We start from the raw sequence: 25,292 nt of genomic DNA on the forward strand, positions 1-25,292 counted from the left end.
ATTCTAGGGAGGAAAAACTAGATGAAACTGACGACCTTAGCAGTGGCGGCCATGATGGCAGCCAGCCCAGTGATGGCAGACCTTGTGTTCCCGTCGCTGTCCTATCGCACTGGCCCATATGCCGCCAACGGTATTCCATTCGCGGATGGATACGAAGATTATTTCACCCTGCTGAACGAGCGCGACGGCGGCATTGGCGGCGTGCCGATCAAAGTGATCGAATGCGAAACCGGCTACAACACCGAGAAGGGTGTGGAATGCTACGAGGCCACCAAGGGGGAAGGCGCGTTGGTGTACCAGCCGCTGTCGACCGGCATCACCTACCAGCTGATCCCGAAAGTGACCGCTGACGGCATCCCGATGCACACCATGGGCTATGGCCGGACATCTGCGAAGAACGGCGAGACGTTCTCCAACGTGTTCAACTATCCGGCCAACTATTGGGATGGGGCATCGCACGCGATCAACCACATCATGTCGCTTGGCGACATCTCTGGTAAGAAAATCGCGCTGGTCTATCACAACTCTGCTTATGGCAAGGAGCCGATCCGCACCTTGGAGGAGCTTTCCAAGAAGCACGGTTTTGAGTTGATGTTGGTTCCAGTCGACCACCCCGGCCAAGAGCAAAAATCGCAATGGCTGCAAATCCGCCAACAGCGCCCTGACAACGTCATCATGTACGGCTGGGGCGTTATGAACCAAGTCGCCATTCAGGAAGCGGCCAACATCCGTTATCCGATGGAAAACTTCATTGGTATCTGGTGGTCCGGCTCGGAAAATGACGTGCTGCCAGCAGGCGACCGTGCGAATGGCTACAAGGCTCTGACGTTCCATAACCTCGGCGACGACTACCCGCTCTATGACGACTTGCGCAAATACGTGGTCGATGCGGGCAAAGCTGCAGGTGCTGGCGACCAACTTGGCACGGCGCTGTATAACCGTGGCATGTATGCTGCAATGTTGGCCTCCGAAGCTGCCAAAACAGCGCAAGAGCTGTCGGGCGAGAAGAACCTGACACCTGCCATGATGCGCGACGGCATGGAAGCACTGGAAATGACCGAAGCCAAAATGGCCGAGATCGGACTGCCAGGCTTTGGTCCTGAGTTCAAAGTGTCTTGCCAGAACCACGGCGGCAACGGCCTTGGAGCTGTAGCGCAGTGGGATGCAGCGGCGAAAAAATGGTCGCTGATCACGGGCTATGAAGGCTCTGATCAAGACGTGATCCAGCCGTTGATCGACGAAGACAGCGCAGCATTCGCAGCCGAAGCCGGCATCGAAGCGGGCTGCAAGTAAGACTAATGTTCCCGGCTGGCGTATGCTGGCCGGGACTCCACCAACTTTAGCAGGATGTTGAAATGCTGGATGGTTCCAAAACTGAGACCCTCTTGGAGGTCAACAACATTGAGGTGATTTATAATCACGTCATTCTGGTGCTGAAGGGCGTGTCCCTGAAGGTGGCGCAAGGCGGGATTACGGCGCTTCTGGGCGGCAACGGGGCGGGCAAGTCGACGACTCTGAAAGCGGTGTCGAACTTGCTGCATTCGGAGCGGGGTGAGGTGACCAAGGGGTCGATCATCTATCGCGGCGACCATATTGCCGGGCTGGATCCTGCGGATATGGTGAAGCGTGGGGTTATTCAGGTGATGGAGGGGCGCCATTGCTTTGAACACCTGACAGTCGAAGAAAATCTGATGACCGGCGCGTATACCCGATCCGATGGGCGCGGCGCTGTGGCGGCTGATCTGGAAAAGGTCTACGCCTATTTCCCGCGCTTGCGAGAACGGCGCACGTCACAGGCGGGCTACACCTCTGGCGGAGAGCAGCAGATGGTTGCGATTGGCCGCGCGATGATGGCCAAGCCCGAAACGATCTTGTTGGACGAGCCGTCGATGGGACTTGCGCCGCAGCTGGTGGAAGAGATTTTCGGAATTGTGAAGTCTTTGAATGAACAGGAGGGCGTGTCCTTTCTGCTGGCGGAACAGAACACCAACGTGGCACTACGATTTGCACATTACGGGTATATCCTTGAAAGCGGTCGCGTTGTAATGGACGGACCTGCCGCAGAACTGCGCGAGAACCCCGACGTGAAAGAGTTTTACCTTGGTATGTCGGATGAGGGACGAAAGTCGTTCCGCGATGTACGCAGTTATCGGCGTCGCAAACGTTGGCTGTCGTAGTTTTTTAGTACTTTTAACCAAATGGAGACGTAGCGTGGGATTCTATGATGACTTGGAGACCCGCAGTGCGGACGCACGCGAAGCCGCTCAAGTGGCAGCATTGCGAAAGCTTGGCGTCGAACTAAAGAGTTTGGCGGAGCTGTCAGGCAGGCCTGTGCTGCGAAAGTCAGACCTTTCGGCGAAGCAGAAAGAAAAGCCGCCATTTGGAGGCATGCATGTCGACAACGTCGCGCATGTTTTTCAATCGCCGGGGCCGATTTACGAGCCTGGTGGCGTGTCCCACGACTGGTGGCGCTTCGGTCGGTTTTTGAACGCCTGCGGGATCGGCCGCAACGATGTCGTGCAAAACTGTTTCGGCTATCATCTGACCCCCGCAGGGATGATGTTTGAAAATGGCGCACGCGCCGTGGGCGCGCGGGTCCTGCCAGCGGGCACGGGCCAAACCGAATTACAGGTTCGCGCAGCCAAAGACGTCGGCGCGACGGCCTATGCAGGCACGCCAGACTATTTGAATGTTATATTGGAGAAGGCCGATGAAATGGGGGAGGCCTTGGGCTTCACTAAGGCGGCGGTGTCGGGCGGTGCGTTATTCCCGTCGTTGCGGCAGAGCTATGCGGATCGTGGTATCTCGTGTCTCCAATGCTATGCAACGGCCGATCTTGGGCATATTGCCTACGAGTCTGACGCAATGGAAGGTATGATCATCGACGAAGGCGTTATCGTCGAGATTGTGACGCCCGGGACCGGGACGCCCGTGGCCGAGGGCCAAGTTGGCGAGATTGTTGTCACATCGTTGAACCCCGATTACCCGCTGATCCGCTTTGGTACGGGCGACATGAGCGCCATTATGACAGGAACATCGCCATGCGGGCGAACCAACATGCGCATCAAAGGCTGGATGGGACGGGCGGACCAGACAACCAAGATCAAAGGCATGTTCGTACGTCCCGAACAGGTGGCTGATCTCGTTGCGAAGCATGCCGAGATCGTACGGGCGAGGGTCGTGGCCTCCCGCGATGGAGAAATGGACACAATGCGTGTTTTGATTGAGGCTGACGGTGGAAGCGCGGAGGTTTTCGCCAGCTCTATTGTTGATGTGTTGAAACTAAAAGGCGCTGTAGACGTTGTCCCCGTAGGTAGCCTGCCCAATGATGGGCTCGTGATCGAGGATCAACGTAGCTACGATTAGAGAGGATTTTGCCATGAAACCCCACGCCAGCCTAGCCGCCCTGTTGTTAATGTCGGTGCCTGCCTGGGCGGGGGACATGGCCCTAGTTGTCGGCAACGAAGACTATGCCAACGGGCGAGATCTGGGATCCGCGGACGAGATGTTGGACGCGGTTACGCCGTTGCAGGACGCTGGGTTCGAAGTTCTGAGCGGCGCGGACCTGAGCGCCGCTGCGCTCTTGGACTTGGTGTCGAACTTGAACTCCAAAACCGACGGATCGGGGCGCGTGGTCGTCGCTTTGTCAGGGCATTTCGGCCAGAGCACTAGCGGGAACTGGTTCATTGGATCTGATGCGGACGGGCCTGATTTGGTGTCGGTCAACGCCCAGGCCGTTTCAATCTCGACACTTCTGGAAATCGCTGGCCGCTCCCCTGGCGGTGCTGTCGTGGCGTTGGGTGTGGAGGAGGCAGAGTTTAAGTTCGGCAGCGGAATGCGCACCGGCTTAGGAAGCTTCGACATCCCGCAAGGGGTAAGCGTCATTATCGGTCCGTCAGGCGATGTTGCTGATTTCGCCAAAGACGCGCTTCCCGTGAAAGGGCAATCCATCGCAAACGCGCTGAACGCCTGGCCGAGTTTGCAAGGCATGGGCTTTATGGCCCCGCTTGTTCCGTTCCTTCCAAGCGACGGAGAAGCCCCACCTGCCGTGGTGAAAGTCGATCCGGATGCCGATCAGAAGGCGCTGTGGAAAGTAACGCAGGATATCGGGACGCTAGACGCCTACGAGGCCTATTTGAAGCGCCACCCGAAAGGGCTGTTCACCGATCAAGCGCGCGCTGAAATTGAAAAGATCATAGCGCAGCCGCAACTTTTAGCGGAACAAAGTGAAGCGGCACTCAATTTGAGCCGAGACAGACGCCGCGAGATTCAACGCTCCTTGTCTTTGTTAGATTACGATCCGAACGGAATTGACGGTATTTTTGGTCGCGGGTCGCGAGCTGCCATCCAGAAATGGCAGAATGTGAACGGGGAGGACGCGACGGGGTTCCTGACGCTTGCCCAGATCGAGCGGATCAAGGCGCAAGCCGATCGCCGATCGCAGGAACTGGAAGAAGAGGCGCGAATTCGTAAGGTCGAGCTGGAACGCAAGGACCGCGCATATTGGCGAGCTACGGGCCAAGGTGGCGACGAAACAGGGTTACGCGCCTATCTGGAGCGCTACCCCGACGGGGTGTTTGCCGAACTCGCGACAGCGCGTCTTGAACCTTTTGAAGACGCCCGCCGCGCAGCCGCTGCCGAGCAGGATCGCGCGGACTGGGATGCCGCGGTATCGGTAGGGTCGCTGGCTGCATACCAAGGTTACATTCAGGCAAATCCCGAGGGCGCATTTGTTGAGCAGGCGCGCGCGCAGATTGCTGAATTGGAGTTTGAGGCAAAGAACGCAGACGCCTTGCGTGCGGCCGAACGCAATGAGGAACGTTTGGGTCTGAATGGTGGCACCAAGCGTTTGGTCGAAGATCGGCTGCGGTCGCTAGGCCTAAAGCCCGGCGCAGTGGACGGGACATTTGACGATGACACACGCCGCGCGATCCGACGCTATCAAGAGGCGCGAAATTTGCCGCGCACCGGTTTCCTGAGCCAGCAGACACTGGTTCGCTTGCTCGCGGATTCGGTGCTGCGCTAGATTGCTTTGCGCGCTTTCAACGCCGCAGAAATGGTCCCGTCGTCGAGGTAGTCCAACTCCCCACCGATTGGGACGCCTTGCGCCAACGACGTTACGGTAACGCCACGCCTGTCTAGTTCGCCTGCGATATAGTGCGCGGTTGTTTGACCGTCGATTGTGGCGTTAAGCGCCAAAATGACTTCGCTAATCTGCTCGCCGACCACACGGTCCATCAGCTTTGGGATGCGTAGCTCTTCTGGCCCAATGGCGTCCAGCGCGGACAAGGTGCCACCCAATACATGGTAACGGCCCTTGAAGACGCCGGAACGCTCCATCGCCCACAAGTCGGCGACGTCTTCGACGACACAGATTTCTCCGTTTGCGCGCTTTTCAGTGGTGCAGATGTCGCAAACGTCTGAGGTGCCGATGTTCCCGCAGTTCAGGCACTCCCGCGCGGTGGCGGCGACGTGCTGCAAACTGTCGGCGAGTGGTACCATAAGGAGCGCGCGCTTCTTGATCATGTGCAACACTGCACGCCGCGCCGAACGGGGGCCAAGTCCCGGCAGCTTTGCCATCATCTCGATGAGATGATCCAAATCTTTGGTTGAGTTTGACACGCCCTTGAACCAACCGCCCTCAGAAGGGCAGTTTCATGCCTGCCGGAATTCCCATTTCCTCGGTGAGCTTGCTCATCTCGGAGGCGGCCTTGTCCGCAGCTTTCGACTGGGCGTCTTTGATGGCAGCAAGGATCAGATCTTCGACGACTTCTTTCTCCTCTGGATGAAAGATCGAAGGGTCGATATCCAGGCCGGTCAGGATACCTTTAGCAGTTGCGGTGGCCTTCACCAAACCTGCACCGCTTTCGCCTTGGACTTCGATGTTCTGCAGGTCTTCCTGCATCTGGGTCATCTTATCCTGCATCTCTTTGGCTTTTTTCATCATTCCGGCCATGTCGCCGAGGCTGCCTAGTCCTTTGAGCATCTGGAGGTCTCCATTGAGAATTCGTGTTGAAGGTGTTTATGGCAGAGCCAACAGGACAGGCACAAGCGCACACCGCCTTGTAGGGCAGGAAGATGGCGCGAATTTCATAGTTCTAAGCTGAAATGGCGTTGCGAAATGGGTCAGTCGTCCTCGAACGGGTCCCATTCATCTTCGACTTCAGGAAGCGCCTCGACAGCGGCCTCCTGGACCAAATCCGCGGCGGTGCGGATCTCGATGATTTTCGCACCGGGGAAGGCCTGAAGAGTGGCTTGCATCAGCGGGTGTCCAGTGGCTTCGGCCTTCAGCGCGTTCGCCTCTCTGTCACGTTCAGCGGCTAGGGTCGGTGCGCCACCTTCGTTAACAAGAGTGACTGCCCACCGCTGACCCGTCCACTGCTGCAGGCGAGCGCCAAGACGCGCTGCGAGATCGCGTGGCGCGTCGTTTGTGGGAACAAACTCAATACGCCCAGGGGCGTAGTGGGCCAACTGGATGTAGCCTTCGACCTCGACCAGCAGCTTCATGTCTCTGTTGGTGCGGATGAGCTCCACGACCTGATTGAATGTCGCGTAGCGGGCGAGCGCATGTTCTGGCGAAACGTCCAGAGCAGCAGACGTACCACCGCCCATTGTGACTGTTTCAGTTTGCGCGCGGGCAGTCGTCATTCCGCCGCCTTGTGGTGGCGTTGATCCGCCGGATGGCGCGGATGGGGGCGGCGTTTCTTGCAACTTGCGCACCAACTCTTCTGGCGAAGGCAAGTCGGCCATATGGGTCAACCGGATGATCGCCATTTCAGCCGCCATCATGGCGTTGGGCGCGCTTGCGACCTCTTCTAGGGATTTCAGCAGGAGTTGCCACATGCGGGACATCGCGCGCATCGGAAGCGCTTCGGCCATTTGCGCACCGCGTGTGCGCTCGTCCGGCCCGACAGTCGGATCATCGGCTGCCTCAGGCGTAATTTTGATAACGCTAACCCAGTGGGTGATTTCGGCCAAGTCACGCAGGACGGCCATAGGATCGGCCCCGTCGGCATATTGCGAGGACAGTTCTTGCAATGCGCCTGCGGCGTCGCCCTTCATGACAAGGTCGAACAGGTCCAGCACGCGGCCGCGATCAGCAAGGCCGAGCATGGCACGGACTTGGGGTGCCGTTGTTTCGCCTGCGCCGTGGGAAATGGCCTGATCCATGAGGCTCATCGCATCACGCACAGAGCCTTCTGCGGCGCGGGTGATCAGCGCTAGCGCGTCCTCGGCGATTTCAGCTGTTTCTTTTGCAGCGATGGATTGCAGGTGGGCGATCATCACCTCCGGCTCGATCCGGCGCAGATCGAAACGTTGGCAGCGGGACAGGACGGTGACCGGAACTTTACGGATTTCCGTGGTGGCGAAGATGAATTTGACGTGTTCGGGCGGCTCCTCCAGCGTCTTCAACAGGGCGTTGAAGGCGGAGGTGGACAGCATGTGCACCTCATCGATGATGTAAATTTTGTAGCGGGCGGAAGCGGCGCGGTAGTGAACAGAGTCGATAATTTCGCGAATGTCACCCACACCGGTCCGAGACGCCGCGTCCATTTCCATAACGTCGACATGGCGGCCTTCTGCGATCGCCACACAGTTGTCGCAAACCCCACAGGGGTCAGTCGTCGGGCCACCTTGACCATCAGCACCGACGCAGTTCATTCCTTTAGCGATAATCCGCGCTGTGGTGGTTTTGCCAGTGCCTCGAATGCCCGTCATGATGAACGCTTGTGCAATACGGCCCGCGTCAAAAGCGTTCTTGAGCGTGCGCACCATGGCGTCCTGACCGATCAGATCGGCGAATGTGGCTGGGCGGTATTTCCGCGCCAGAACCTGATAGCCGCCGCTGGTGGTTTCAGTCATTTGAGATCCTTGGATTCGACACATTTCGGAAGTTAGTTGTCCAACGGCGCGAGGTCCAGCGAATGCGCGCTGCGATATTGGCCTGACCCAGTCCCCCTAGCTGCTGATAGATATATATTCCTGAGCTTATGAGCTTTTTGGGGGCTGAATTAAAGCCGCTTAGCAGGGCGGCATTCGTAGCGTTGACACTCCCGCGCAAGCTCAGGTGCGTTAAGCCGAGGTACAGCCATTGTCATCAGAGCCCAAAAGCGGACATATTGCCCGATAGCTGAGTTGGGGGTGACGCCGCGATCATTGATCCGGCAACGTCGCGCAGGATCGCCCGAGGCATGTGCGACTAAGGTGAGAGGTTGGACATCGACCCAAGTGGGGCTCGTTGTGGCTGCTTCCTTCCGGATCTGACCAGGTTGGCGAGGCACTTGCCCGCGCCAACCCCTCAACGCCGATATAGGCACAGATTCTTCTTAACGCAAGGTTTGCCAACTTCGCGCCCGCATGCCAGAAGCAGTGCGAATGCAGTAGGGGCGCGGCGTTGAAACTTGCGGAAACAGTTACATTTGGTGGCTCTGGACTGGACCGCGCTGCACATTTGCGTGGTGATGCGGCGGCTTTAGAGACGCTTTTGGCCAAGTCAGGCACTGGGGTTTTACCGCTTTGGCGCGGTAAGCCGTTGATTGCGGGAGAAGATCGTGATCGACCCGCATGGCAAACGGCAGATCACGCGATTTTTGCCCTTGCTGACGAAGCCCCTATTTTTTTGGGGTTAGACGATGGCGAAGCGCGGTTCGCGCGCGACATCTCCAACTGGGAGCCGGACGAAAATCTTGAGACACTGAACCAGTTTCTTGACCCATCCGAGCAGCGCTTCCCGGGCCTGCCGGAGACGGAACGATTCTCCGAGCTTCGGGCGATTATGACCAATCTGAATGTGCGGGATGCTGAATTGATCGCGACGGCGAAAGCCATCGGAAGCTGGCACGAGACCCATGGGTTTTGTGCAAGATGTGGTGCGAAGAGCCGGATTTCGATGGCAGGATGGCAGCGCGATTGTGATACATGTGGCGGGCACCACTTCCCGCGCACCGATCCCGTCGTCATCATGCTGGTGACGCATGGGAATTCGGTGCTGATGGGCCGTTCCCCAGGCTGGCCCGAAGGGATGTATTCCTGCCTTGCCGGGTTCGTAGAGCCAGGAGAGACCATCGAGGCCGCCGTGCGTCGCGAGACGTTCGAAGAATCGGGCATCGAGGTCGGTGAGGTCGAGTATCTTTCAAGCCAGCCGTGGCCGTTTCCGGCGTCTTTGATGTTTGGATGCCGCGGCCATGCTATAACGACCAAGATTACAATCGACCCCGACGAAATCGAAGATGCGATTTGGGTCACGCGCGAAGAGATGATGGAGACGTTTGCGGGCAACAATCCGAAAATGAAACCCGCGCGCAAAGGCGCCATCGCGCATTTCCTGTTGCTTAACTGGCTTCAGGATACGTTAGACTGAAGACAAGAATAGAATGAGCAGACTGTTATGAAGTTCTCTACCAAGGAAGACCTAGAGATTCCTATCGACGAAGTGTTTCAGATGCTGTCGGATTTCGACGGGTTTGAACGTGCGATTTTGCGACGTGGCGCTGACGTTTCCCGCACAGATAAAATGTCGACAATCGGCGTCGGCTTGAGCTGGAAAGCCCGCGCGACCGTGCGCGGAAAGAAGCGCGAATTTGACGTGTCCCTAATCGAATACGATCGCCCGAACCAGATGCTTTTTGACGTAAAAACCAAGAACATGGCCGCGACTTTTCTTGTCGAGTTGGTGGCACTGTCCCGCGCCCGTACTCGTATGCGCGTCGAGTTGGATGTGCGACCCCAGACGCTTTCAGCACGGTTGCTGATGCAGTCCGCGAAACTTGCTCGCAACACGCTGAATCGCCGCTACAAGACACGCATCGCACATTTCGCCAGCGATCTGGAAGAGCGTCACAAGAAAAGCCTACGCGCGACTGGCGCCTAGGGGCGAGCTTCAACGCCATTCAATAATTTTCTCGTTCTGGACATCTCTCCTGACAGATCTTGGGTAGTGGGTCACTTTGAAATTAGATAATTTGCGCTCGCGCGATGGAGTGACTATCTTAGAGATATGACATGGGAAATCAAAAACGAAGAGATGAAGTGCTCTGCTTGCGGCTCACTCCACTTAGTCGAGTATCAAAAGGTTCCAGTGCGGGAACGGCAAACGCTGAAATGCGTCAACTGCGGGGAATCTCTCTACAGTGGCAACACGACTATTTCATATGCCTCCCCGAAGCTGGTTGATCAATGACGACTTGCCGAAGTTCGAAAAAATGCCACCAGCGGGCTGACGGTCCTTAGTCCAAGACCATCCGAAGAACAGATCCTACGTTTTCGGAAAGGGGGCGGTCGCCTGCTAAGGCCGCCTCCACAGGAACCCACGCAGCATCCAGAGCGTCGTCGTCGGCAGCGGGCAGTCCAGCGACATAGGCGCAGTGCACCGCTGCCAGCAAATAGTGATGCGTTATATCGCCGTCGTCGTCCTGCCCGATCACATCGATATTTGTAAGGTAACTTAGCGGCCTTGCGGTCACGCCGGTTTCTTCCAACAATTCCCTTGCCGCTGCATCCAGCGCCGTTTCTCCCAATTCAACGTGCCCACCGGGGAAACCCCAAAGGCCGGCATTGGGCGGGTTGCGACGTTGGACGAGCAGCGTACGCCCTTCATGCACGACCACTGCAATGGCCCCGAGGGTAGGGCGCCGCGTCATCGCTAGTCGCGCGCGAACGCGGCGGGATAGGTGCCGAGCACTTTGATATCGGAGGTGAAAAAGTCCAGTTCCTCCATCGCATGCTGAACGCCGATATCGTCTGGGTGGCCCGAGATGTCGGCATAAAATTGCGTTGCAGTGAATTCTCCGTCGACCATGTAGCTTTCTAGCTTGGTCATGTTGACTCCATTCGTCGCGAAGCCCCCCATCGCCTTATAGAGCGCGGCAGGGATGTTCCGGACGTTGAACACGAAGGATGTGATCATATGCGTATCCCCACGCCGCGACATGTCGGCCTTGGGTGACATAATCAGGAATCGCGTTGTGTTGGTGTCGTGGTCTTCGATGTCACGGGCGAGAACTTCGAGACCGTGTGTCTCAGCCGCCATCTCGGAAGCCAACACACCAATGCCTGGCTCTGGATGCGCGGCAAGCTCCGCTGCGGCACCGGCGCTGTCGGCGGCGGCTTCGCCGCGAATGCCATGCGCGGCGAGGTAGGCTCGGCATTGCGGGATCAACACCAGATGCGCACGCACCGTCTCAATGCTGTCGAGCGAGGTGCCTTTGGGCGCCATCAGCGCGATACGAACCCTCACAAAAGCCTCATCAACAATGTGTAGACCTGATTCTGGTAGCAAGCGGTGAATGTCGGCCACTCGTCCATAGGTGGTATTCTCTACAGGCAGCATAGCAAGCGCAGCATCGCCGTTGCGGACGGCCTCAATCACCTCTTCAAAGGTGGTGCAAGGCAGCGGGTCCATGTCTGGTCGCGCATGCACGCAGGCTTCATGGGAATACGCGCCAAGCTCCCCTTGGAATGCAATTTTCTGGGCCATAGTGTATTTTCCCGCAAAAAGGCGTTTAGTCGCGGTGTCTAGCCCTTGCGGAACAGTATGGGAAGACGATACATACCGCCGAAACGCCAAACGGGTGAGAGACAGACATGTTTGACACGATGACAATGACCAAAATTCTGGGCGCGGCCTGCGGATCGCTTCTGGTTTTCCTTCTGGGTGGCTGGGCAGCCGACTTGATCTATCACGGCGGCGGAGGCCACGGTGATGAACATCAGCAAGCCTACGTTATCGAAGTTGAAGGCGGCGAAGCCGAAGCCGAAGAAGTGGTCGAAGAGGTAGATTTCGCGGCTGTCATGGCAGACGCCGATGCCGAGAAAGGCTCCAAAGTCTTTTCAAAGTGCAAAGCCTGCCACAAGCTGGAAGACGGAGCGAACGGCACCGGCCCGCACCTGTATGGTGTCGTCGGACGTGACATCGCTGCTGTTGGAGACTTTGGATATTCCGACGTGCTGTCCGGCAAGGGCGGGGCATGGACCCCAGAAGAGCTGCAAGCGTTCCTTGAAAACCCTAAAGCATATGCCCCGGGCACGAAGATGAGCTTCGCCGGCCTGAAGAAAATCGACGACCGCGCGAACCTGATTGCATATCTCGAGACAATTGGCGGCTAAGTCCGGCGTAGACTTGATTTCCGAAAGGCCGTCCGATTGGGCGGCCTTTTTCGTTTCAAGTCGATCCGCTTCGCTCACAATCGCGCAATCGGCCTTGATTGTTGAACAAATCCAACTTCTTTTGTTTTATCTGGTTAGTGTCACGCTCATGACAGGTCTCAGGAGGATCAAAATGAAAAACCACCATCCACAAGCCCTTGTGCTTAACCGATCAGCGCAAACAAGCCGGATGAAGTGGTTGGGTGCGGGCTTGATGCTGATCGCAGCAACGGTGGCGTCTGTTACAGCAGCGCGGTCCGAAACGATCATCAGGGCGCACGGGTTTTCCGACTTTGGGGAGCTGAAATACCCCGAAGGCTTCCCTCGCCTCAACTATGTGAACCCCGAAGCGCCCAAAGGGGGCGAGATTTCCGTGGCCGCGCAAGGCACATTCGACAGCATGAACCCGTTCAGCCGGAAAGGGCGCGGCGGTGCCTTGTCGAGCACCCCTTATGAGCGCCTGATGACCAACGTGGATGACGACCCATACGGGGCCTACTGCCTGTTGTGCGAAAGCCTTGAATACCCCGAGAGCCAAGACTGGGTGATCTTCAACCTGCGTCCTGAGGCGAAGTTTTCGGACGGCAGCCCTGTTACTGCGCAAGACGTTGTCTTCACAGTTAAAACCTTTTTGACCGACGGGTTGCCGTCTTTCGCGCAAGCTGTGTCGAAGTTCTACAAAAGCTACGAGGCGCTAGACGACCATCGAATCAAGTTCACCTTCAACGAAGGAATTCCACGCAAGGGACTGATCAGCCAAGCAGGTGCTTCGATTGCGTTCTCAAAAAAATGGTTCGACGACAACAACGCCAACATCAAAGAGCCCCGACTGGAGGCTGCGATTGGCTCCGGCCCTTACGTGCCGGTTGAGGTCGATCCACCTCGCCGGATCGTTTATCAGCGCAACCCCGACTATTGGGGCGCAGATTTACCCGTCAACAAAGGGCGCTGGAATTTCGACCGCATCCGCATCGAATATTTCGCAGATGATACCGCGTCGATGGAGGCCTTCAAAAGCGGGGTCTACAACTTCCGCCGCGAAAACAGCTCTTTGAAATGGGCGACGGCGTATGACTTCCCCGGTATCAAGGAGGGCAACATAGTCAAGGCAGAGCTGCCAAATGGCGACCTGCCCCCGTCCTACGGCATGGTGTTCAACCTGCGCCGCGACAAGTTCGACGACCCGCGCGTGCGCGAAGCGTTGCAACTGATGTATAATTTCACGTGGACCAATGAGACGCTGCAATTCGGGCTGTTTGCTCAGCGTAACTCCTTCTGGGAGAATACAGATCTGGAAGCCAAAGGCGTGGCGGAAGGTCTGGAGCTTGAATATCTCAAATCAGTTGAAGATCTGCTCGAAGACAAATCCGTTCTGACCGAGCCTGTCGTTGTGGCGCACGAAAGCAGTGCCCGCCAGTTGGATCGCAAAAACCTGCGCAAAGCGACGCAACTTCTATCCGACGCGGGATGGGAATCTGACGCCAGTGGCGTTCTGTCGAAAGACGGCAAGCCTTTGGAGATTGAGTTCCTCTCGTCCAACCCTGCTTACGACCGTTTGATCCAGCCCTATATCGAGAATTTGAAGCGCCTTGGCATTCAGGCAGTCTACAATCGTGTCGACCCTGCCCAGTACACCAACCGAGAGCGCGCGTTTGATTGGGACATGATTTACGACGGTTACATCAACGGCTTTGAAGAGGGCAACGGAATCTCGCAGCGCTTCGGGTCGGAGGATGCGGAATATTCGTTGTTCAACCCATCGGGATACAGCTCTCCGGCTGTGGATGCGCTTATCAAGAAGATGCTGGATGCTGAGACGCTGGAAGAAATGCAGGCGGCAGTGCGTGCGACTGACCGAATTCTTCGGGCTGCGCGGATCATGATTCCGGCATGGTATAACGACACTTTCTGGGTTTCTTATTACGACATGTTCGAGCATCCGGATGAATTGCCGCCACTGGCCTTGGGACATCTGGATTTTTGGTGGTATAACGCCGACAAGGCTGCGGCCTTGAAGGCAAAAGGCGCCCTCTAGAGGCGCTCGGAAAAACAGGCGGTAAGACCCGAACATGGGCGCATATATCCTCAGACGGCTTTTGCTGGTGATCCCGACGCTGATCGGGATCATGATAGTGAACTTTGCCCTGACGCAATTCGTACCGGGTGGCCCGATCGAGCAGATCATCGCCAACCTTGAAGGGCAGGGCGACGTCTTCGAAGGCTTCTCTGGCGGAAGCAACGACAGCCAGTTGGAAAGCCTGAGCACCGACAGCAAATATGAAGGTGCGCGAGGGCTGCCACCGGAGTTCATCGCCAAGCTGGAAAAGGAGTTCGGCTTCGATAAACCGCCACTAGAGCGGTTCCTGAACATGATGTGGAACTACCTGCGCTTTGATTTTGGAGAGAGCTACTTCCGTTCGGTCGGCGTGTTGGAGTTGGTTTGGGAAAAGATGCCCGTCTCGATCACGTTAGGGCTTTGGTCCACCGTGATCGCCTATGTGATCTCGATCCCATTGGGAATTCGCAAAGCCATTCGGGACGGGTCCGGTTTTGATACGTGGACCTCCGCAGTGATCATCGTTGCCTATGCGATTCCGGGATTCCTGTTCGCGATTCTGTTGCTCGTCTTGTTCGCGGGCGGGTCCTACTATCAATGGTTCCCGCTCAGAGGGCTGACGTCGGACAACTTCGAAGACCTCAGCGCCATGGGGAAAGTTCTGGACTACTTCTGGCACATCGCATTGCCAGTCACCGCCTCAACCATCGCGGCCTTTGCGACACTCACACTGCTCACCAAGAACTCGTTTCTGGACGAAATTAAGAAGCAATATGTCGTCACTGCCAAGGCAAAGGGGCTTTCCGAAAGCCGCGTCCTATACGGCCATGTCTTCCGCAACGCGATGTTGATCGTGATCGCGGGCTTTCCCAGCCTTTTTCTGGGTATCTTCCTGTCGGGATCGCTGATCATTGAAACCATATTCTCGCTGGATGGACTGGGTCGGCTAGCCTTCGAGGCGACAGTGGCCCGCGATTATCCTGTGGTATTCGGCACGCTCTATTTCTTCGGCTTGATTGGCCTGATCGTCGGCATTCTATCTGACCTGATGTATGTCTTCGTCGACCCGCGCATCGATTTTGAGAGCCGCGAGACATGAAGCTATCCCCTCTCAATCAACGCCGTTGGACCAACTTCAAGCGTAACCGCCGCGCGCTATGGTCGCTGTGGATCTTCGCAATCCTGTTTGGCCTGTCTCTGTTCGCAGAGCTGATCGCCAACGATAAGCCGATCCTGATGAAGTATCGTGGCGAGTACTTCACCCCAATCACGACCTTTTACCCCGAGACCGCTTTTGGTGGCGATCTGCGCACAGAGGCGGTTTACCGCGATATCGAAATTCAATGTCTGATCAAAACGGGCGGCATCGAGGATTGCTGGGATGATCCGGAAGCCGTGATGGAGGAAGCCTCAACTGGTACCTTCAACGGTGAGCCGGTGGAGCAGGGCTGGATCATCAAGCCGATCATCCCGTTTAGCTATAACACAATTGTAGACCGTCCCGGGACAGCTCCAGCGGCCCCTGACGCGATGAACTGGTTGGGCACCGACAACACCTCCCGCGACGTGACCGCTCGGGTAATCTATGGGTTTCGCCTGTCGATCGTGTTCACGCTGGTGGTGACTCTGGTGTCGTCCATCATCGGGATTGCTGCCGGCGCTGTGCAGGGCTTTTTTGGTGGGCGCACGGACCTGATCTTTCAGCGGGTGTTGGAGATTTGGGGCGCAACGCCGAGCCTTTACGTGATCATCATTATGTTCGCCATTCTGGGCCGCAGCTTCTGGTTGCTGGTGTTCTTGTCGATCCTGTTTGGCTGGCCCGCTTTGGTGGGCGTTGTTCGGGCGGAATTCCTGCGGGCGCGCAACTTCGAATACGTCCGCGCGGCGCGGGCGTTGGGCGTTTCTAACACAACTATAATGTTCCGCCATATGCTGCCTAACGCGATGGTCGCAACGCTGACTTTCCTGCCGTTCATCGTGACAGGGACAATTGGGATGTTGGCTTCGCTCGACTTTCTTGGCTTCGGGTTGCCATCTTCCGCCCCGTCTCTGGGTGAGCTGACACTGCAAGCCAAGCAGAACTTGCAAGCCCCTTGGCTGGCCTTTACCGCCTTCACCACTTTCGCAGTGATGCTGTCGCTGCTGGTGTTCATATTTGAGGGCGTGCGCGACGCATTCGACCCCAGAAAGACCTTCCAATGAGCCTTCTTCTGGAAGTCAAAAATCTGACTGTGAGCTTCCGCCAAGACGGTGAAGTGACCGAAGCTGTCAAGGGTGTCTCTTTCCACGTCGACCGCGGCGAGACTGTGGCCTTGGTGGGTGAAAGCGGTTCTGGCAAATCTGTGTCGGCCTTATCCACGGTACAGCTGTTGCCCGATAGTGCCACCGTGACGGGACAAATCAGCTATGATGGGCACGATCTGACGGCTGCATCTGAACGCGAACTTCGTCGGGTGCGCGGCAACGACATCAGCTTCATTTTTCAGGAGCCTATGACATCGCTGAACCCGCTGCACACGCTGGAAAAGCAAATCACCGAAAGCCTGAGCTTGCACCAAGGATTGCGTGGTGACGCGGCGCGGGCGCGAGTGATCGAATTGTTGGAAAAGGTTGGCATTCGGAACGCAGAGAGCCGCTTGTCGAGCTACCCGCACCAGCTATCAGGTGGACAACGTCAACGTGTGATGATTGCCATGGCGCTGGCTAACGGGCCAGAACTTCTCATCGCAGACGAGCCAACGACGGCGTTGGATGTGACCATTCAGGCGCAGATTCTAGACCTTCTGGCCGAGTTGAAAGAGCGCGAGAAGATGTCGTTGTTGTTTATCACCCACGACCTTGGCGTGGTTCGAAAGATTGCCGACAGGGTCTGCGTCATGCAGCACGGTGAAATCGTTGAAACCGGCCCAACAGCCCAGATTTTTGATAACCCCCAACACCCCTACACCAAGCTACTGCTCGAAGCGGAATCGACAGGTGTTCCTGGTCCAGTGCCGTCCGATGCCAAGGAAATGGTTTCGACGGAGGATCTCCGCATTTGGTTCCCCATTCAGACTGGTCTGCTGAAACGCACGACTGGCTACGTCAAAGCGGTGAACGCCGCCACGGTATCCGTACGCGCAGGCGAGACGTTGGGAATCGTGGGCGAATCCGGCTCGGGCAAGACTACGCTGGCATTGGCGATCATGCGGCTGATATCAAGCCAAGGTCCGATCCGGTTCGAGGGTCGTGACGTACAAGGGTTGTCATCTAAAGAATTGCGGCCGTTGCGCGCCGATATGCAGATCGTGTTTCAAGACCCCTATGGCTCCCTTTCGCCACGCATGACCGTGGAGCAGATCATTGCCGAAGGGCTGGGGGTGCACGGCACCGACCCTGGGCGGGATCGCCGCGAAATGGTTGCCGACATCATGACTGAAGTGGGACTAAAGCCCGAAATGATGCACCGTTACCCGCACGAGTTTTCAGGCGGGCAGCGGCAGCGTATCGCGATTGCCCGCGCGATGATCTTAAGGCCGAAGCTGGTGGTTCTAGATGAGCCGACAAGCGCGCTGGACATGACAGTTCAGGTGCAAATCGTCGAACTCCTGCGCGATCTTCAGCAGAAATACGGGCTGGCATATCTGTTTATCAGTCACGACCTGAAAGTCGTGCGCGCAATGTCGCACAAAGTGCTCGTGATGAAGCAAGGCGACGTGGTTGAGACCGGCGACAGCGAGGAGCTGTTTGCGAACCCGAAGGTCCCCTACACACAGCAATTGCTTGCAGCGGCGTTAGACCTGAAGGCAGGGTAACCCGTCAGAGGCGTTTACGCCCCGGGGCCGCGCACTTCACAGTCATGACCACGGGCGCTCAGGCGCTGGCAGGCGAGTGTTGCCTTGTCTTGCGACAAGCCAACGAAGTTCGCTTCCCAGCCGCGTGGACGGTTCACGACTTTGCGCAGCGCTTCATCCAGCGTTCCGATCTCTTGCAAAGCCGTTTTCAGCAAGAGGCGCTCGGCGGTATTGCGAGTGGTGTAATTGCCCAGCGAGATAGACCAGTGCCGCCCGCCAGATGTCGAGGCGCGGGTAATAATGCGACGGGGTTCCGGCTTGCGGAGTGGCTCGGTCGTCTCAATAGCGGCTTGCACCAAATTTCGCGGCCTGCGTACTGGTGTCACTGTTGCTCCGGCGCTGGCAAGCTGCGTGCTTTGCGCAGCGCGTGTCGCAACCTCTTCGCGAGCTTGACTGACGTTGTTGTCGACACTTTCCACGATGGCCAGCAGCATATCTTCCGACGGTGCGCGGTCAGGACGTTGTGTCGGACGGGGGCTAGAACGGCGGGCGGTGATCGTCGGTGCGACCTTGATAACCTTGGGTTCGACCGGAGTTGTGACAAGGTTCGGACGCTCTGGTTTGCTGAGCTTGGCGCGGGATGGCGCGCGTTTGAAGCCCATGTCCAGAAGCTCTGCGACGCGTGCGTTGCGCGCGGCAGTGGAAGTGCCGCCAAACACTGTTGCGATCACACGCTCATTGCCGCGCTCTGCTGACGCCACCAAGTTGAAACCGGCGGCGCGGGTGTATCCAGTCTTGATGCCGTCCGCGCCTTTGTAGTTTTGCAGCAGACGACGGTTGGTGTTGGACACCTGACGTACGCCAGCGTGAGTCGTCTGGCGCGAGAACAGGTTATAGTACTGTGGGTAGTCATAAATCAGATGGCGACCCAGCGTTGTCATGTCTCGCGCTGTCGATAGGTGACCGTTTTCAGTGAGCCCGTGCGCGTTCTTAAAAGTGGTGTTGGTCATGCCCAGCGCTTTGGCCATTGCGGTCATCCGGCGCGCAAAGGCGGCCTCGGATCCGGCAACGGCTTCGCCGAGGGCTGTCGCGGCGTCGTTGGCAGATTTAACAGCGGCAGCGCGGATCAGGTAACGGATCGCAATGCGCTGGCCCGCTTTGAGGCCTAGTTTTGAAGGCTGTTCAGCGGCGGCCTTGCGCGAGATCTTGACCTTGGTGTCCAAGGTCAGTTCGCCGCGACGGATCGCGTCAAAGGTGACGTAAAGGGTCATCATCTTGGTCAGCGAAGCCGGATGAAGGCGTGTGTCCGCGTTGCGCGCATGAAGCACCTCACCGGTGCGCGCGTCAATCACAAGGGCCGCGTAGGGGGCTGCGTTCGTCGCCCCAGACCATGCCGATACCACTAGAATAACCAGTCCGAAGCGGACTGCGCTTAAAAGACGTAAAACCACGACGTCTGCCCATTTTGCCTCGGGAATGTCGTTGCATTCCCATTTATATTTTTCAGCCGATCACCGACCTTTGGAAAAGGCCTAGCACAAACTTCGGGTTCAGAAAACAGTTTAGTTTCAGGCGGTTTGGGGGTGTCGTTGAAGTGCCTCAGCCACATCTAGTGGGGAGAGTAGTTTCTGCCACTAAATGTCCGAAAAACAGGGCTACGTGGATGCTGTAAGCTCTAATTCGCAACGTTGTTGCTTCAATAAACTTTCGCGTTTCAGCTCGGTTTCCTTAGCCTTGAGCGACCGCAATTTGCGCTTTTCGACTTCCAGATCCACCGCGACGGGCTTCTTGGTGGTCACGGGTTGCGGATAATTACAGAAACTGAATCTGCCGTCATTCCCTACACCTGAGCCGACGCAGAAGTTGGTGTAAATCACTGTGCGCGTTTCTGTTTGTATGGCGTAGCCTCGGTCGATGGTGGCCTGCGTGTCGGCAATCAAGGCTTGAACGATGCGCAAATCCTTGACCGCATCCTGTTTGCAGGTCTCAAGGGGGCTGGCGCAACCTGTCAGCAAAAGGAGCGGGAGGATCAGAACTTTTTTCATGCGCCAACATTACTCCAGCTGCGACGGCAAGGGAACGTGACACTTGTCCCCTGCAAATGTTAGCACAACGTGAACCAAATAGGACAAGCCCGTGACAGCCGATTTCGACACCAAAAAAGCCCAAGCCTCTGCTTGGTTCCGCAGCCTGCGCGACGATATTGTTGCTGCATTTGAAGGTTTGGAGCAAACCCAAGCCGCAGGGCCTTTTGCCGCCGAACCAGCCGGTAAATTCGAAGTCACGGAAACGAAGCGCAGCTCTGACGACGGGTCGGATGCGGGCGGCGGCTTGATGAGCGTAATGCGCGGCGGGCGTGTGTTTGAGAAAGTGGGCGTCAACGTCTCAACGGTTTACGGCACATTGGGAGAGCGCGCGCAAAAAGCTATGGCGGCGCGTGGAGTCCCGGGCATGGATCAAGACCCGCGGTTTTGGGCGTCGGGCATCAGCCTCGTGGCGCATATGCAGAACCCGCAAACGCCAGCGGTTCATATGAACACCCGGATGTTCTGGACGCCGGGTGCGTGGTGGTTTGGCGGCGGGTCAGACCTGAACCCCTGTATTGAGCGCGATGAGGACACCGCGTTCTTTCACGGTGTTCTGAAGAATTACTGCGACAAGCATGACGGCGAGTATTACCCACGCTTCAAGAAGTGGGCGGATGAGTACTTCTATGTCCCTCACCGGAACCGTGCGCGTGGGGTCGGTGGCATCTTCTACGATGATCTGAACACCGGCGATTGGGATCGTGACTTTGCGTTTACGCAAGACGTGGGCCGCGCTTTCCTACCCGCCTTCATGGGGGTTACCGAAAAGTGGCGCGCTGCCCCTTGGACCGATGCCGACAAAGAAGCGCAATTGGTGCATCGCGGGCTCTATGCCGAGTACAATCTGGTCTATGATCGCGGCACCAAGTTCGGCCTAGAGACCGGGCATGACGCGAATGCTGTTCTGATGAGCCTGCCGCCCTTGGCCAAGTGGATCTAGTGGCCTAGCCTTTCTCGGACAGCAGATCCGTTTCGGCTTCTTCGACCACAGAATCGGCGGCAATTTCTGCCAGCTCTTCCTGCTCGTTGCCTAAGTCACCCTCAGCTGCGGAGGAGGCTGCGTCCGGCTCGCCAACTTTCGCAGCCTGCTTTGCGCTGTCGGCAAGTTCTTGATTTGCGATCGCCTGTGCGCGTGCTTCTGCCTTGCCGCCGAGTTGAAGCACGGGAACACCCTGCGGGAAGATAACTTCGCGTGCATCGTCAGGCATGGAGATACCTTCTTCGGTGAGTGCCTTCTTGACCAACCGGAGCAAGGCAGATTTCACCTTGAGCATGGAGTAGGCATGCGCATCGACCCAAAAATATGCTTTGATGTTCACCGTGGAGCTGCCGAGGCTATCCACCAGAATCATTGGGGACGGTTCTGATAGCACAGCCTCGTGACCAGCGATGACCCCAAGAATGATATCCTGCGCACGCGCGACAGAGACGTCATATCCCACGCCCACCTCCAACGTATCACGACGATTGGCAGACGCAGAATAGTTGACGATCGTGTTCTTGAAGATGGCTGCGTTGGGAATCTGAATGTGATTGCCTTCAGGGCTGAGCAAAACGGTGGAGCGTGTGTTCATCGACAAAACCGTGCCGCCCATACCAGTGACCTCGATATACTCCCCTGCGCGGAACGGGCGCCGGATTGACAGAAGCAACGAGGCAAGAAAGTTCTCTGCAATGTCGCGGAATGCAAAGCCGACCACGATCCCCAGAACGCCCGCACCACCGACCACTGACACCGCGATTTGGGTCAACCCGGCCACCTGCAAGACCACGAACAGACCCAGCAGGAAAATCGGCAAGGCGATAAACCGCGCCACGATATCGCGCAAAAATGGGGACGCAATTCCGCCAAGCAACCAACGGCGCAAACCCTTGGCAGCCAGTGAGGATAACCACCAGGTGAGGGGTAGAATAATCAGGGTTAGCAGAATCAACGGTAGTGACGTGATGATGCGATTGCCGACGCCTTTGATCTCGGAAAGCGCTGGGGCGAAAGACCAGTTCGCCTCTTGCACGACTTGAATGCGGTTGACGACTGCCACTACGTCTTGCGTCTTCGATGCAAGCTCACGTGCCCAGACCTTGTGATCGAGGCTATCGGTTCGGCCATCCAAGAAGACAATGCCGTCTTTCACCTCGACCCGAGAAAACTTGTACCATCCGGTAGAGCGCATGATCTCTACAACACGTTTGGCGATGGCGTCATCACGAGCCACAGGCTCTACCGAAACCGCTTGCGCAGGCGCAGTCACATCCTCCTGTGTTCCGGTGGCGTCTTGGGCCATCGCAGGAAGGGAAAGGGCGAACACTGCGCAAAGCGCGAAAAGAATACGGTTCATCATGGCCGCAACTCTAGCGGGGCGCGCGGCCTGCGTTCCAGTGAAAAGTGGGTGAAATCAATCGGTGGTTGTTTTGCGCACCGTGTCGATCATCAACTGCACATTTTTGGGATCTGCGTCAGGCGTGATGCCGTGACCAAGGTTGAAGATGTGTGGACCCTTAGAAAACGCTTTGACGATTGTGCGAGTCTCGTCGATCAGGTCTTGTCCACCGGTGACCATATGGCGAGAGGCGAGGTTGCCCTGAACGCAGCCGTCGACCTGCACGTTGGCGGCGGCCCATTCAGCAGAAACCGAGTTATCTATTGCGACGCAGTCAGCACCAGTCGCCTTGGCGAATCCGATATAGTTGTCGCCCGCTTCTCGCGGGAACGCGATGATCGGAGTGTTCGGATGACGCGCCTTGAGAGCGGTGATGATCTTCTTCGCAGGCTCAAGCGAATATTTCTGGAACGCGTCACCCTTCAGCGATCCGGCCCAACTGTCGAACAGCTTTACGACTTCTGCGCCAGCCTCGATTTGCATCGCCAGATATTCGATGGTCGAAGCGGTTATCAGGTCCATCAACGCGTCAAATGTCGCGGGGTTTTCTACGCGTAGTTTGTGAGCGGGTGCCTGATCCGGCGTGCCTTGGCCCGCGATCATGTATGTGGCCACGGTCCATGGTGCGCCTGCGAAGCCGATCAATGTGGTCTCATTGGGCAAGGCGGCTGCTAGATTACGCACTGTTTGGTAAACGGGTGCCAGATGCTCGTGCACATCTGTCGGGCCTTTGAGCTTTGCGAAGTCGCTTTGCTGGGTCACTGTGGACAAGCGCGGCCCTTCGCCTGTGACGAACCAAAGGTCTGCACCTAAGGCTTGCGGCAGGAGCAAAATATCAGCAAACAAGATGGCGGCATCGAACCCGTAGCGGCGAATTGGTTGAAGGGTCACTTCCGTCGCCAGTTCAGGGTTGTAGCAAAGGGACAAGAAATCACCGGCCTGCGCGCGCGTGGCCTTGTATTCCGGCAAGTAGCGGCCCGCTTGTCGCATCATCCAGATCGGCGGCGTATCCAGTGTTTCGCCTGCCAAAGCACGCATGATCTTTTTCTGCTCGGCCATTGCCAGACTCCCTTTTGTTGCGACCTCTTGTCCGCGCTGAGAGGTCCGAATGTCAAGGCGACAGCTTGTCAGCCTAAAGTGACCCATTTAAGCAGTCTCTCATGGCATTGAACCTACCAACCCCGACCTCACCCCTGCGGATTGGCACCCGCGGATCACCCCTAGCTTTGGCGCAGGCTTACGAGACCCGTGCGCGCCTTATGGCGGCGTTTGATTTGCCTGAGTTGGCGTTCGAGATTGTCGTGATCAAAACCACAGGTGACGCCATCCTTGACCGCCCGTTGAAAGAGATTGGCGGCAAGGGGCTGTTTACCCGAGAGATCGAAGACGACCTGCTGTCGGGTGCGATTGATATCGCGGTCCATTCGATGAAAGACATGCCGGTTGAACAGCCTGTCGGCTTGTTGCTCGACACCTATTTGCCCAGAGAAGACGTTCGGGACGCATTCGTGTCGCTGACCGCGAAGAGCATTGCCGAGCTATCCGAAGGTGAAACCGTGGGGACATCCTCGTTGCGCCGCCGCGCGCAGTTGTTGAACCGGCGGCCAGACCTGAACGTGGTGGAGTTTCGCGGCAACGTGCAAACACGCTTGAAGAAATTGAATGCTGGTGTCGCCACTTGCACTTTCCTTGCGATGGCAGGTTTGAACCGCCTCGGCTTGGACGCAGTGCCTGCGAACGGAATTTCCACAGACGACATGCTTCCAGCCGTGGCGCAGGGGGCTATCGGGATCGAACGTCGCGGCGACGATGCGCGTGTCGCAAAGATGCTTGAGGCGATCCATGACATCCCGACGGGACAACGCTTGGCGTGTGAGCGGGCCTATCTGGCGCAGCTTGACGGGTCTTGCGAAACACCCATTGCGGGGCTGGCCGAGCTGGATGGCGGCACCGTGCAGTTCCGCGCCGAAATTCTGCGGCCAGACGGATCCGAGGCGCTGAGTGACGCAGAGACTTCGACTATCGAGGATGCTGCCGAGATGGGTCGGGCGGTTGCGGACCGCCTGACTGCCCGCGCACCTAAAAACTTCTTTGACTGGAGAACGTAGGCCCAAACCCCTATCTATGCTGGAGACGCCTTTCTCATTCTCAGGAGTAATCTCATGAAGTTGTTGCTGGCTACGCTACTTGCCTGCCTGCCATTTGCCCTTGCAGCCGAAGAGGTCGGGCGTGTGGGTGTCGACTGGGTTGGAAACGACATCATTATCGAAGCGATCCCCGACCCTGATGTTGAGGGTGTGACCTGCCATATCGCGTATTTTGATCGTAGCTTGATCGACCGTTTGTCTAATGGGAATTGGTTTGAAGACCCGTCCAACGCTTCGATCGATTGCCGCCAAACGGGCCCGATCGTGATTGGAGATATTGATCGGTCCGATGATGGCGAAACGGTCTTTAGGGAAGGCCGGTCAATCGTGTTCAAGTCGTTGCGCCTGACGCGCATCTTTGACGAGGAAAATCAGGTCCTGATCTATCTGGCGCATGCCAACGAGTTGACCGAAGGCTCCGCGAAGATGGCAATTTCGACGATTCCGCTTTTCCAGGCCAAATAATCCCTGATTTCGATCCAACGAAAAAGGCCGCCCCAGAAGGAGCGGCCTTTTGATTTCTAAGCAAAACGCATTCGCGCTCAAGCCTGTCCTGAGGGCTTAACCCTGGCGGGCTTTAAAGCGAGGCTGGGTTTTGTTGATCACATATACGCGGCCCTTGCGGCGCACGACCCGGCAATCCCGGTGGCGCGACTTCAGGGAGCGAAGTGAGTTCTTAACCTTCATGTCTCTTCTCCTATTCG

24 protein-coding genes and 1 other RNA gene are annotated in these 25,292 nt (G+C 57.0%); 14 read left to right on the top strand and 11 right to left on the bottom strand.

Annotated features, from left to right (window positions below):
* The first annotated feature begins 21 nt into the window (after window positions 1–21).
* From BM352_RS04205 to BM352_RS04220, 4 genes are all read left to right on the top strand, one after another.
* On the top strand, window positions 22–1,293 hold the full coding sequence (locus tag BM352_RS04205; protein WP_090212928.1) for an ABC transporter substrate-binding protein: 1,272 nt from the start codon (window positions 22–24) through the stop codon (window positions 1,291–1,293).
* A gap of 62 nt (window positions 1,294–1,355) precedes the next feature.
* Window positions 1,356–2,177: an ABC transporter ATP-binding protein gene (locus BM352_RS04210; protein WP_090212931.1), complete on the top strand. Its 822-nt coding sequence runs from the start codon at window positions 1,356–1,358 to the stop codon at window positions 2,175–2,177.
* Window positions 2,178–2,211: 34 nt separating this feature from the next.
* Complete coding sequence (locus BM352_RS04215) at window positions 2,212–3,366, top strand: phenylacetate--CoA ligase family protein (RefSeq protein ID WP_090212934.1); 1,155 nt, start codon at window positions 2,212–2,214, stop codon at window positions 3,364–3,366.
* A 13-nt stretch (window positions 3,367–3,379) separates the two neighbouring features.
* The gene (locus BM352_RS04220; RefSeq protein ID WP_090212937.1) at window positions 3,380–5,026 is read left to right on the top strand and encodes a peptidoglycan-binding domain-containing protein; all 1,647 of its coding nucleotides are present in this window, start codon (window positions 3,380–3,382) and stop codon (window positions 5,024–5,026) included.
* Here BM352_RS04220 and recR read toward each other — a convergent pair.
* The 4 genes from recR to ffs all read right to left on the bottom strand — a co-directional run bounded on the left by recR (window position 5,023) and on the right by ffs (window position 8,302).
* Window positions 5,023–5,622, bottom strand: coding sequence for a recombination mediator RecR (recR, locus tag BM352_RS04225; protein ID WP_090212940.1), 600 nt, complete (start codon window positions 5,620–5,622; stop codon window positions 5,023–5,025). The two genes, BM352_RS04220 and recR, sit on opposite strands and share 4 nt — an antisense overlap.
* 19 nt (window positions 5,623–5,641) lie before the next feature.
* The gene (locus BM352_RS04230) at window positions 5,642–5,986 is read right to left on the bottom strand and encodes a YbaB/EbfC family nucleoid-associated protein (protein ID WP_090212943.1); all 345 of its coding nucleotides are present in this window, start codon (window positions 5,984–5,986) and stop codon (window positions 5,642–5,644) included.
* Window positions 5,987–6,126: 140 nt separating this feature from the next.
* A complete protein-coding gene (locus tag BM352_RS04235) occupies window positions 6,127–7,863 on the bottom strand; it encodes a DNA polymerase III subunit gamma/tau (protein WP_090212945.1) in 1,737 nt (578 codons plus the stop codon).
* A 340-nt stretch (window positions 7,864–8,203) separates the two neighbouring features.
* Window positions 8,204–8,302: signal recognition particle sRNA small type (gene ffs / locus BM352_RS04240), an RNA gene on the bottom strand.
* 93 nt (window positions 8,303–8,395) lie between these two features.
* Between ffs and nudC the strand changes: the two genes are divergently transcribed.
* Both nudC and BM352_RS04250 read left to right on the top strand, forming a co-directional pair.
* Entirely contained in the window at window positions 8,396–9,361 is a 966-nt protein-coding gene (nudC, locus tag BM352_RS04245) for an NAD(+) diphosphatase (protein WP_090212947.1), read from the top strand.
* A 27-nt stretch (window positions 9,362–9,388) separates the two neighbouring features.
* On the top strand, window positions 9,389–9,871 hold the full coding sequence (locus BM352_RS04250; RefSeq protein WP_090212949.1) for an SRPBCC family protein: 483 nt from the start codon (window positions 9,389–9,391) through the stop codon (window positions 9,869–9,871).
* Window positions 9,872–10,226: 355 nt separating this feature from the next.
* On the opposite strand, the gene BM352_RS04255 is transcribed toward BM352_RS04250, so the two are convergent.
* Together BM352_RS04255 and BM352_RS04260 are read right to left on the bottom strand one after the other, a co-directional pair.
* Window positions 10,227–10,640 carry an NUDIX hydrolase gene (locus BM352_RS04255; RefSeq protein WP_090212951.1) on the bottom strand — a complete coding sequence of 138 codons (414 nt, stop codon included), beginning with the start codon at window positions 10,638–10,640 and terminating at the stop codon, window positions 10,227–10,229.
* Between the two features lie 2 nt (window positions 10,641–10,642).
* Complete coding sequence (locus tag BM352_RS04260) at window positions 10,643–11,476, bottom strand: prephenate dehydratase (RefSeq protein ID WP_090212954.1); 834 nt, start codon at window positions 11,474–11,476, stop codon at window positions 10,643–10,645.
* Window positions 11,477–11,583: 107 nt separating this feature from the next.
* On the opposite strand from BM352_RS04260, the gene BM352_RS04265 reads away from it, so the two are divergent.
* The 5 genes from BM352_RS04265 (at window position 11,584) to BM352_RS04285 (ending at window position 17,994) form a co-directional block, all read left to right on the top strand.
* Window positions 11,584–12,105, top strand: coding sequence for a c-type cytochrome (locus BM352_RS04265; protein ID WP_090212957.1), 522 nt, complete (start codon window positions 11,584–11,586; stop codon window positions 12,103–12,105).
* Window positions 12,106–12,277: 172 nt separating this feature from the next.
* Window positions 12,278–14,179: an extracellular solute-binding protein gene (locus BM352_RS04270; RefSeq protein WP_245780909.1), complete on the top strand. Its 1,902-nt coding sequence runs from the start codon at window positions 12,278–12,280 to the stop codon at window positions 14,177–14,179.
* A 34-nt stretch (window positions 14,180–14,213) separates the two neighbouring features.
* Complete coding sequence (locus BM352_RS04275; RefSeq protein ID WP_090212959.1) at window positions 14,214–15,299, top strand: microcin C ABC transporter permease YejB; 1,086 nt, start codon at window positions 14,214–14,216, stop codon at window positions 15,297–15,299.
* A complete protein-coding gene (locus BM352_RS04280; RefSeq protein WP_090212962.1) occupies window positions 15,296–16,402 on the top strand; it encodes an ABC transporter permease in 1,107 nt (368 codons plus the stop codon). Before BM352_RS04275 ends, BM352_RS04280 begins: the two co-directional genes overlap by 4 nt.
* Window positions 16,399–17,994, top strand: coding sequence for an ABC transporter ATP-binding protein (locus tag BM352_RS04285; RefSeq protein ID WP_090212965.1), 1,596 nt, complete (start codon window positions 16,399–16,401; stop codon window positions 17,992–17,994). The genes BM352_RS04280 and BM352_RS04285 overlap by 4 nt, the downstream gene beginning before the upstream one ends.
* 14 nt (window positions 17,995–18,008) lie before the next feature.
* On the opposite strand, the gene BM352_RS04290 is transcribed toward BM352_RS04285, so the two are convergent.
* Together BM352_RS04290 and BM352_RS04295 are read right to left on the bottom strand one after the other, a co-directional pair.
* Entirely contained in the window at window positions 18,009–19,424 is a 1,416-nt protein-coding gene (locus BM352_RS04290; protein ID WP_175500616.1) for a D-alanyl-D-alanine carboxypeptidase family protein, read from the bottom strand.
* Between the two features lie 204 nt (window positions 19,425–19,628).
* A complete protein-coding gene (locus BM352_RS04295; RefSeq protein ID WP_090212970.1) occupies window positions 19,629–20,018 on the bottom strand; it encodes a hypothetical protein in 390 nt (129 codons plus the stop codon).
* Window positions 20,019–20,109: 91 nt separating this feature from the next.
* On the opposite strand from BM352_RS04295, the gene hemF reads away from it, so the two are divergent.
* Complete coding sequence (gene hemF, locus BM352_RS04300) at window positions 20,110–21,000, top strand: oxygen-dependent coproporphyrinogen oxidase (protein WP_090212973.1); 891 nt, start codon at window positions 20,110–20,112, stop codon at window positions 20,998–21,000.
* A 4-nt stretch (window positions 21,001–21,004) separates the two neighbouring features.
* Here hemF and BM352_RS04305 read toward each other — a convergent pair whose 3' ends face one another.
* Together BM352_RS04305 and hemE are read right to left on the bottom strand one after the other, a co-directional pair.
* Window positions 21,005–22,402, bottom strand: a complete 1,398-nt coding sequence (locus BM352_RS04305) for a mechanosensitive ion channel family protein (protein WP_245780910.1) — start codon at window positions 22,400–22,402, stop codon at window positions 21,005–21,007.
* Window positions 22,403–22,456: 54 nt separating this feature from the next.
* Entirely contained in the window at window positions 22,457–23,500 is a 1,044-nt protein-coding gene (gene hemE / locus BM352_RS04310) for a uroporphyrinogen decarboxylase (RefSeq protein WP_090212975.1), read from the bottom strand.
* Between the two features lie 101 nt (window positions 23,501–23,601).
* Here hemE and hemC point away from each other — a divergent pair, with 101 nt between their 5' ends.
* Both hemC and BM352_RS04320 read left to right on the top strand, forming a co-directional pair.
* Window positions 23,602–24,549: a hydroxymethylbilane synthase gene (hemC, locus tag BM352_RS04315; RefSeq protein WP_090212978.1), complete on the top strand. Its 948-nt coding sequence runs from the start codon at window positions 23,602–23,604 to the stop codon at window positions 24,547–24,549.
* A 54-nt stretch (window positions 24,550–24,603) separates the two neighbouring features.
* Window positions 24,604–25,053, top strand: coding sequence for a CreA family protein (locus BM352_RS04320; RefSeq protein WP_090212981.1), 450 nt, complete (start codon window positions 24,604–24,606; stop codon window positions 25,051–25,053).
* Between the two features lie 96 nt (window positions 25,054–25,149).
* Here the strand turns inward: BM352_RS04320 and ykgO are convergent, their stop codons facing one another.
* The gene (gene ykgO, locus BM352_RS04325) at window positions 25,150–25,275 is read right to left on the bottom strand and encodes a type B 50S ribosomal protein L36 (RefSeq protein ID WP_048864290.1); all 126 of its coding nucleotides are present in this window, start codon (window positions 25,273–25,275) and stop codon (window positions 25,150–25,152) included.
* Between the last annotated feature and the right edge of the window lie 17 nt (window positions 25,276–25,292).

Origin of the sequence: Litoreibacter janthinus (assembly GCF_900111945.1) — a bacterium.
GTDB lineage: Bacteria > Pseudomonadota > Alphaproteobacteria > Rhodobacterales > Rhodobacteraceae > Litoreibacter > Litoreibacter janthinus.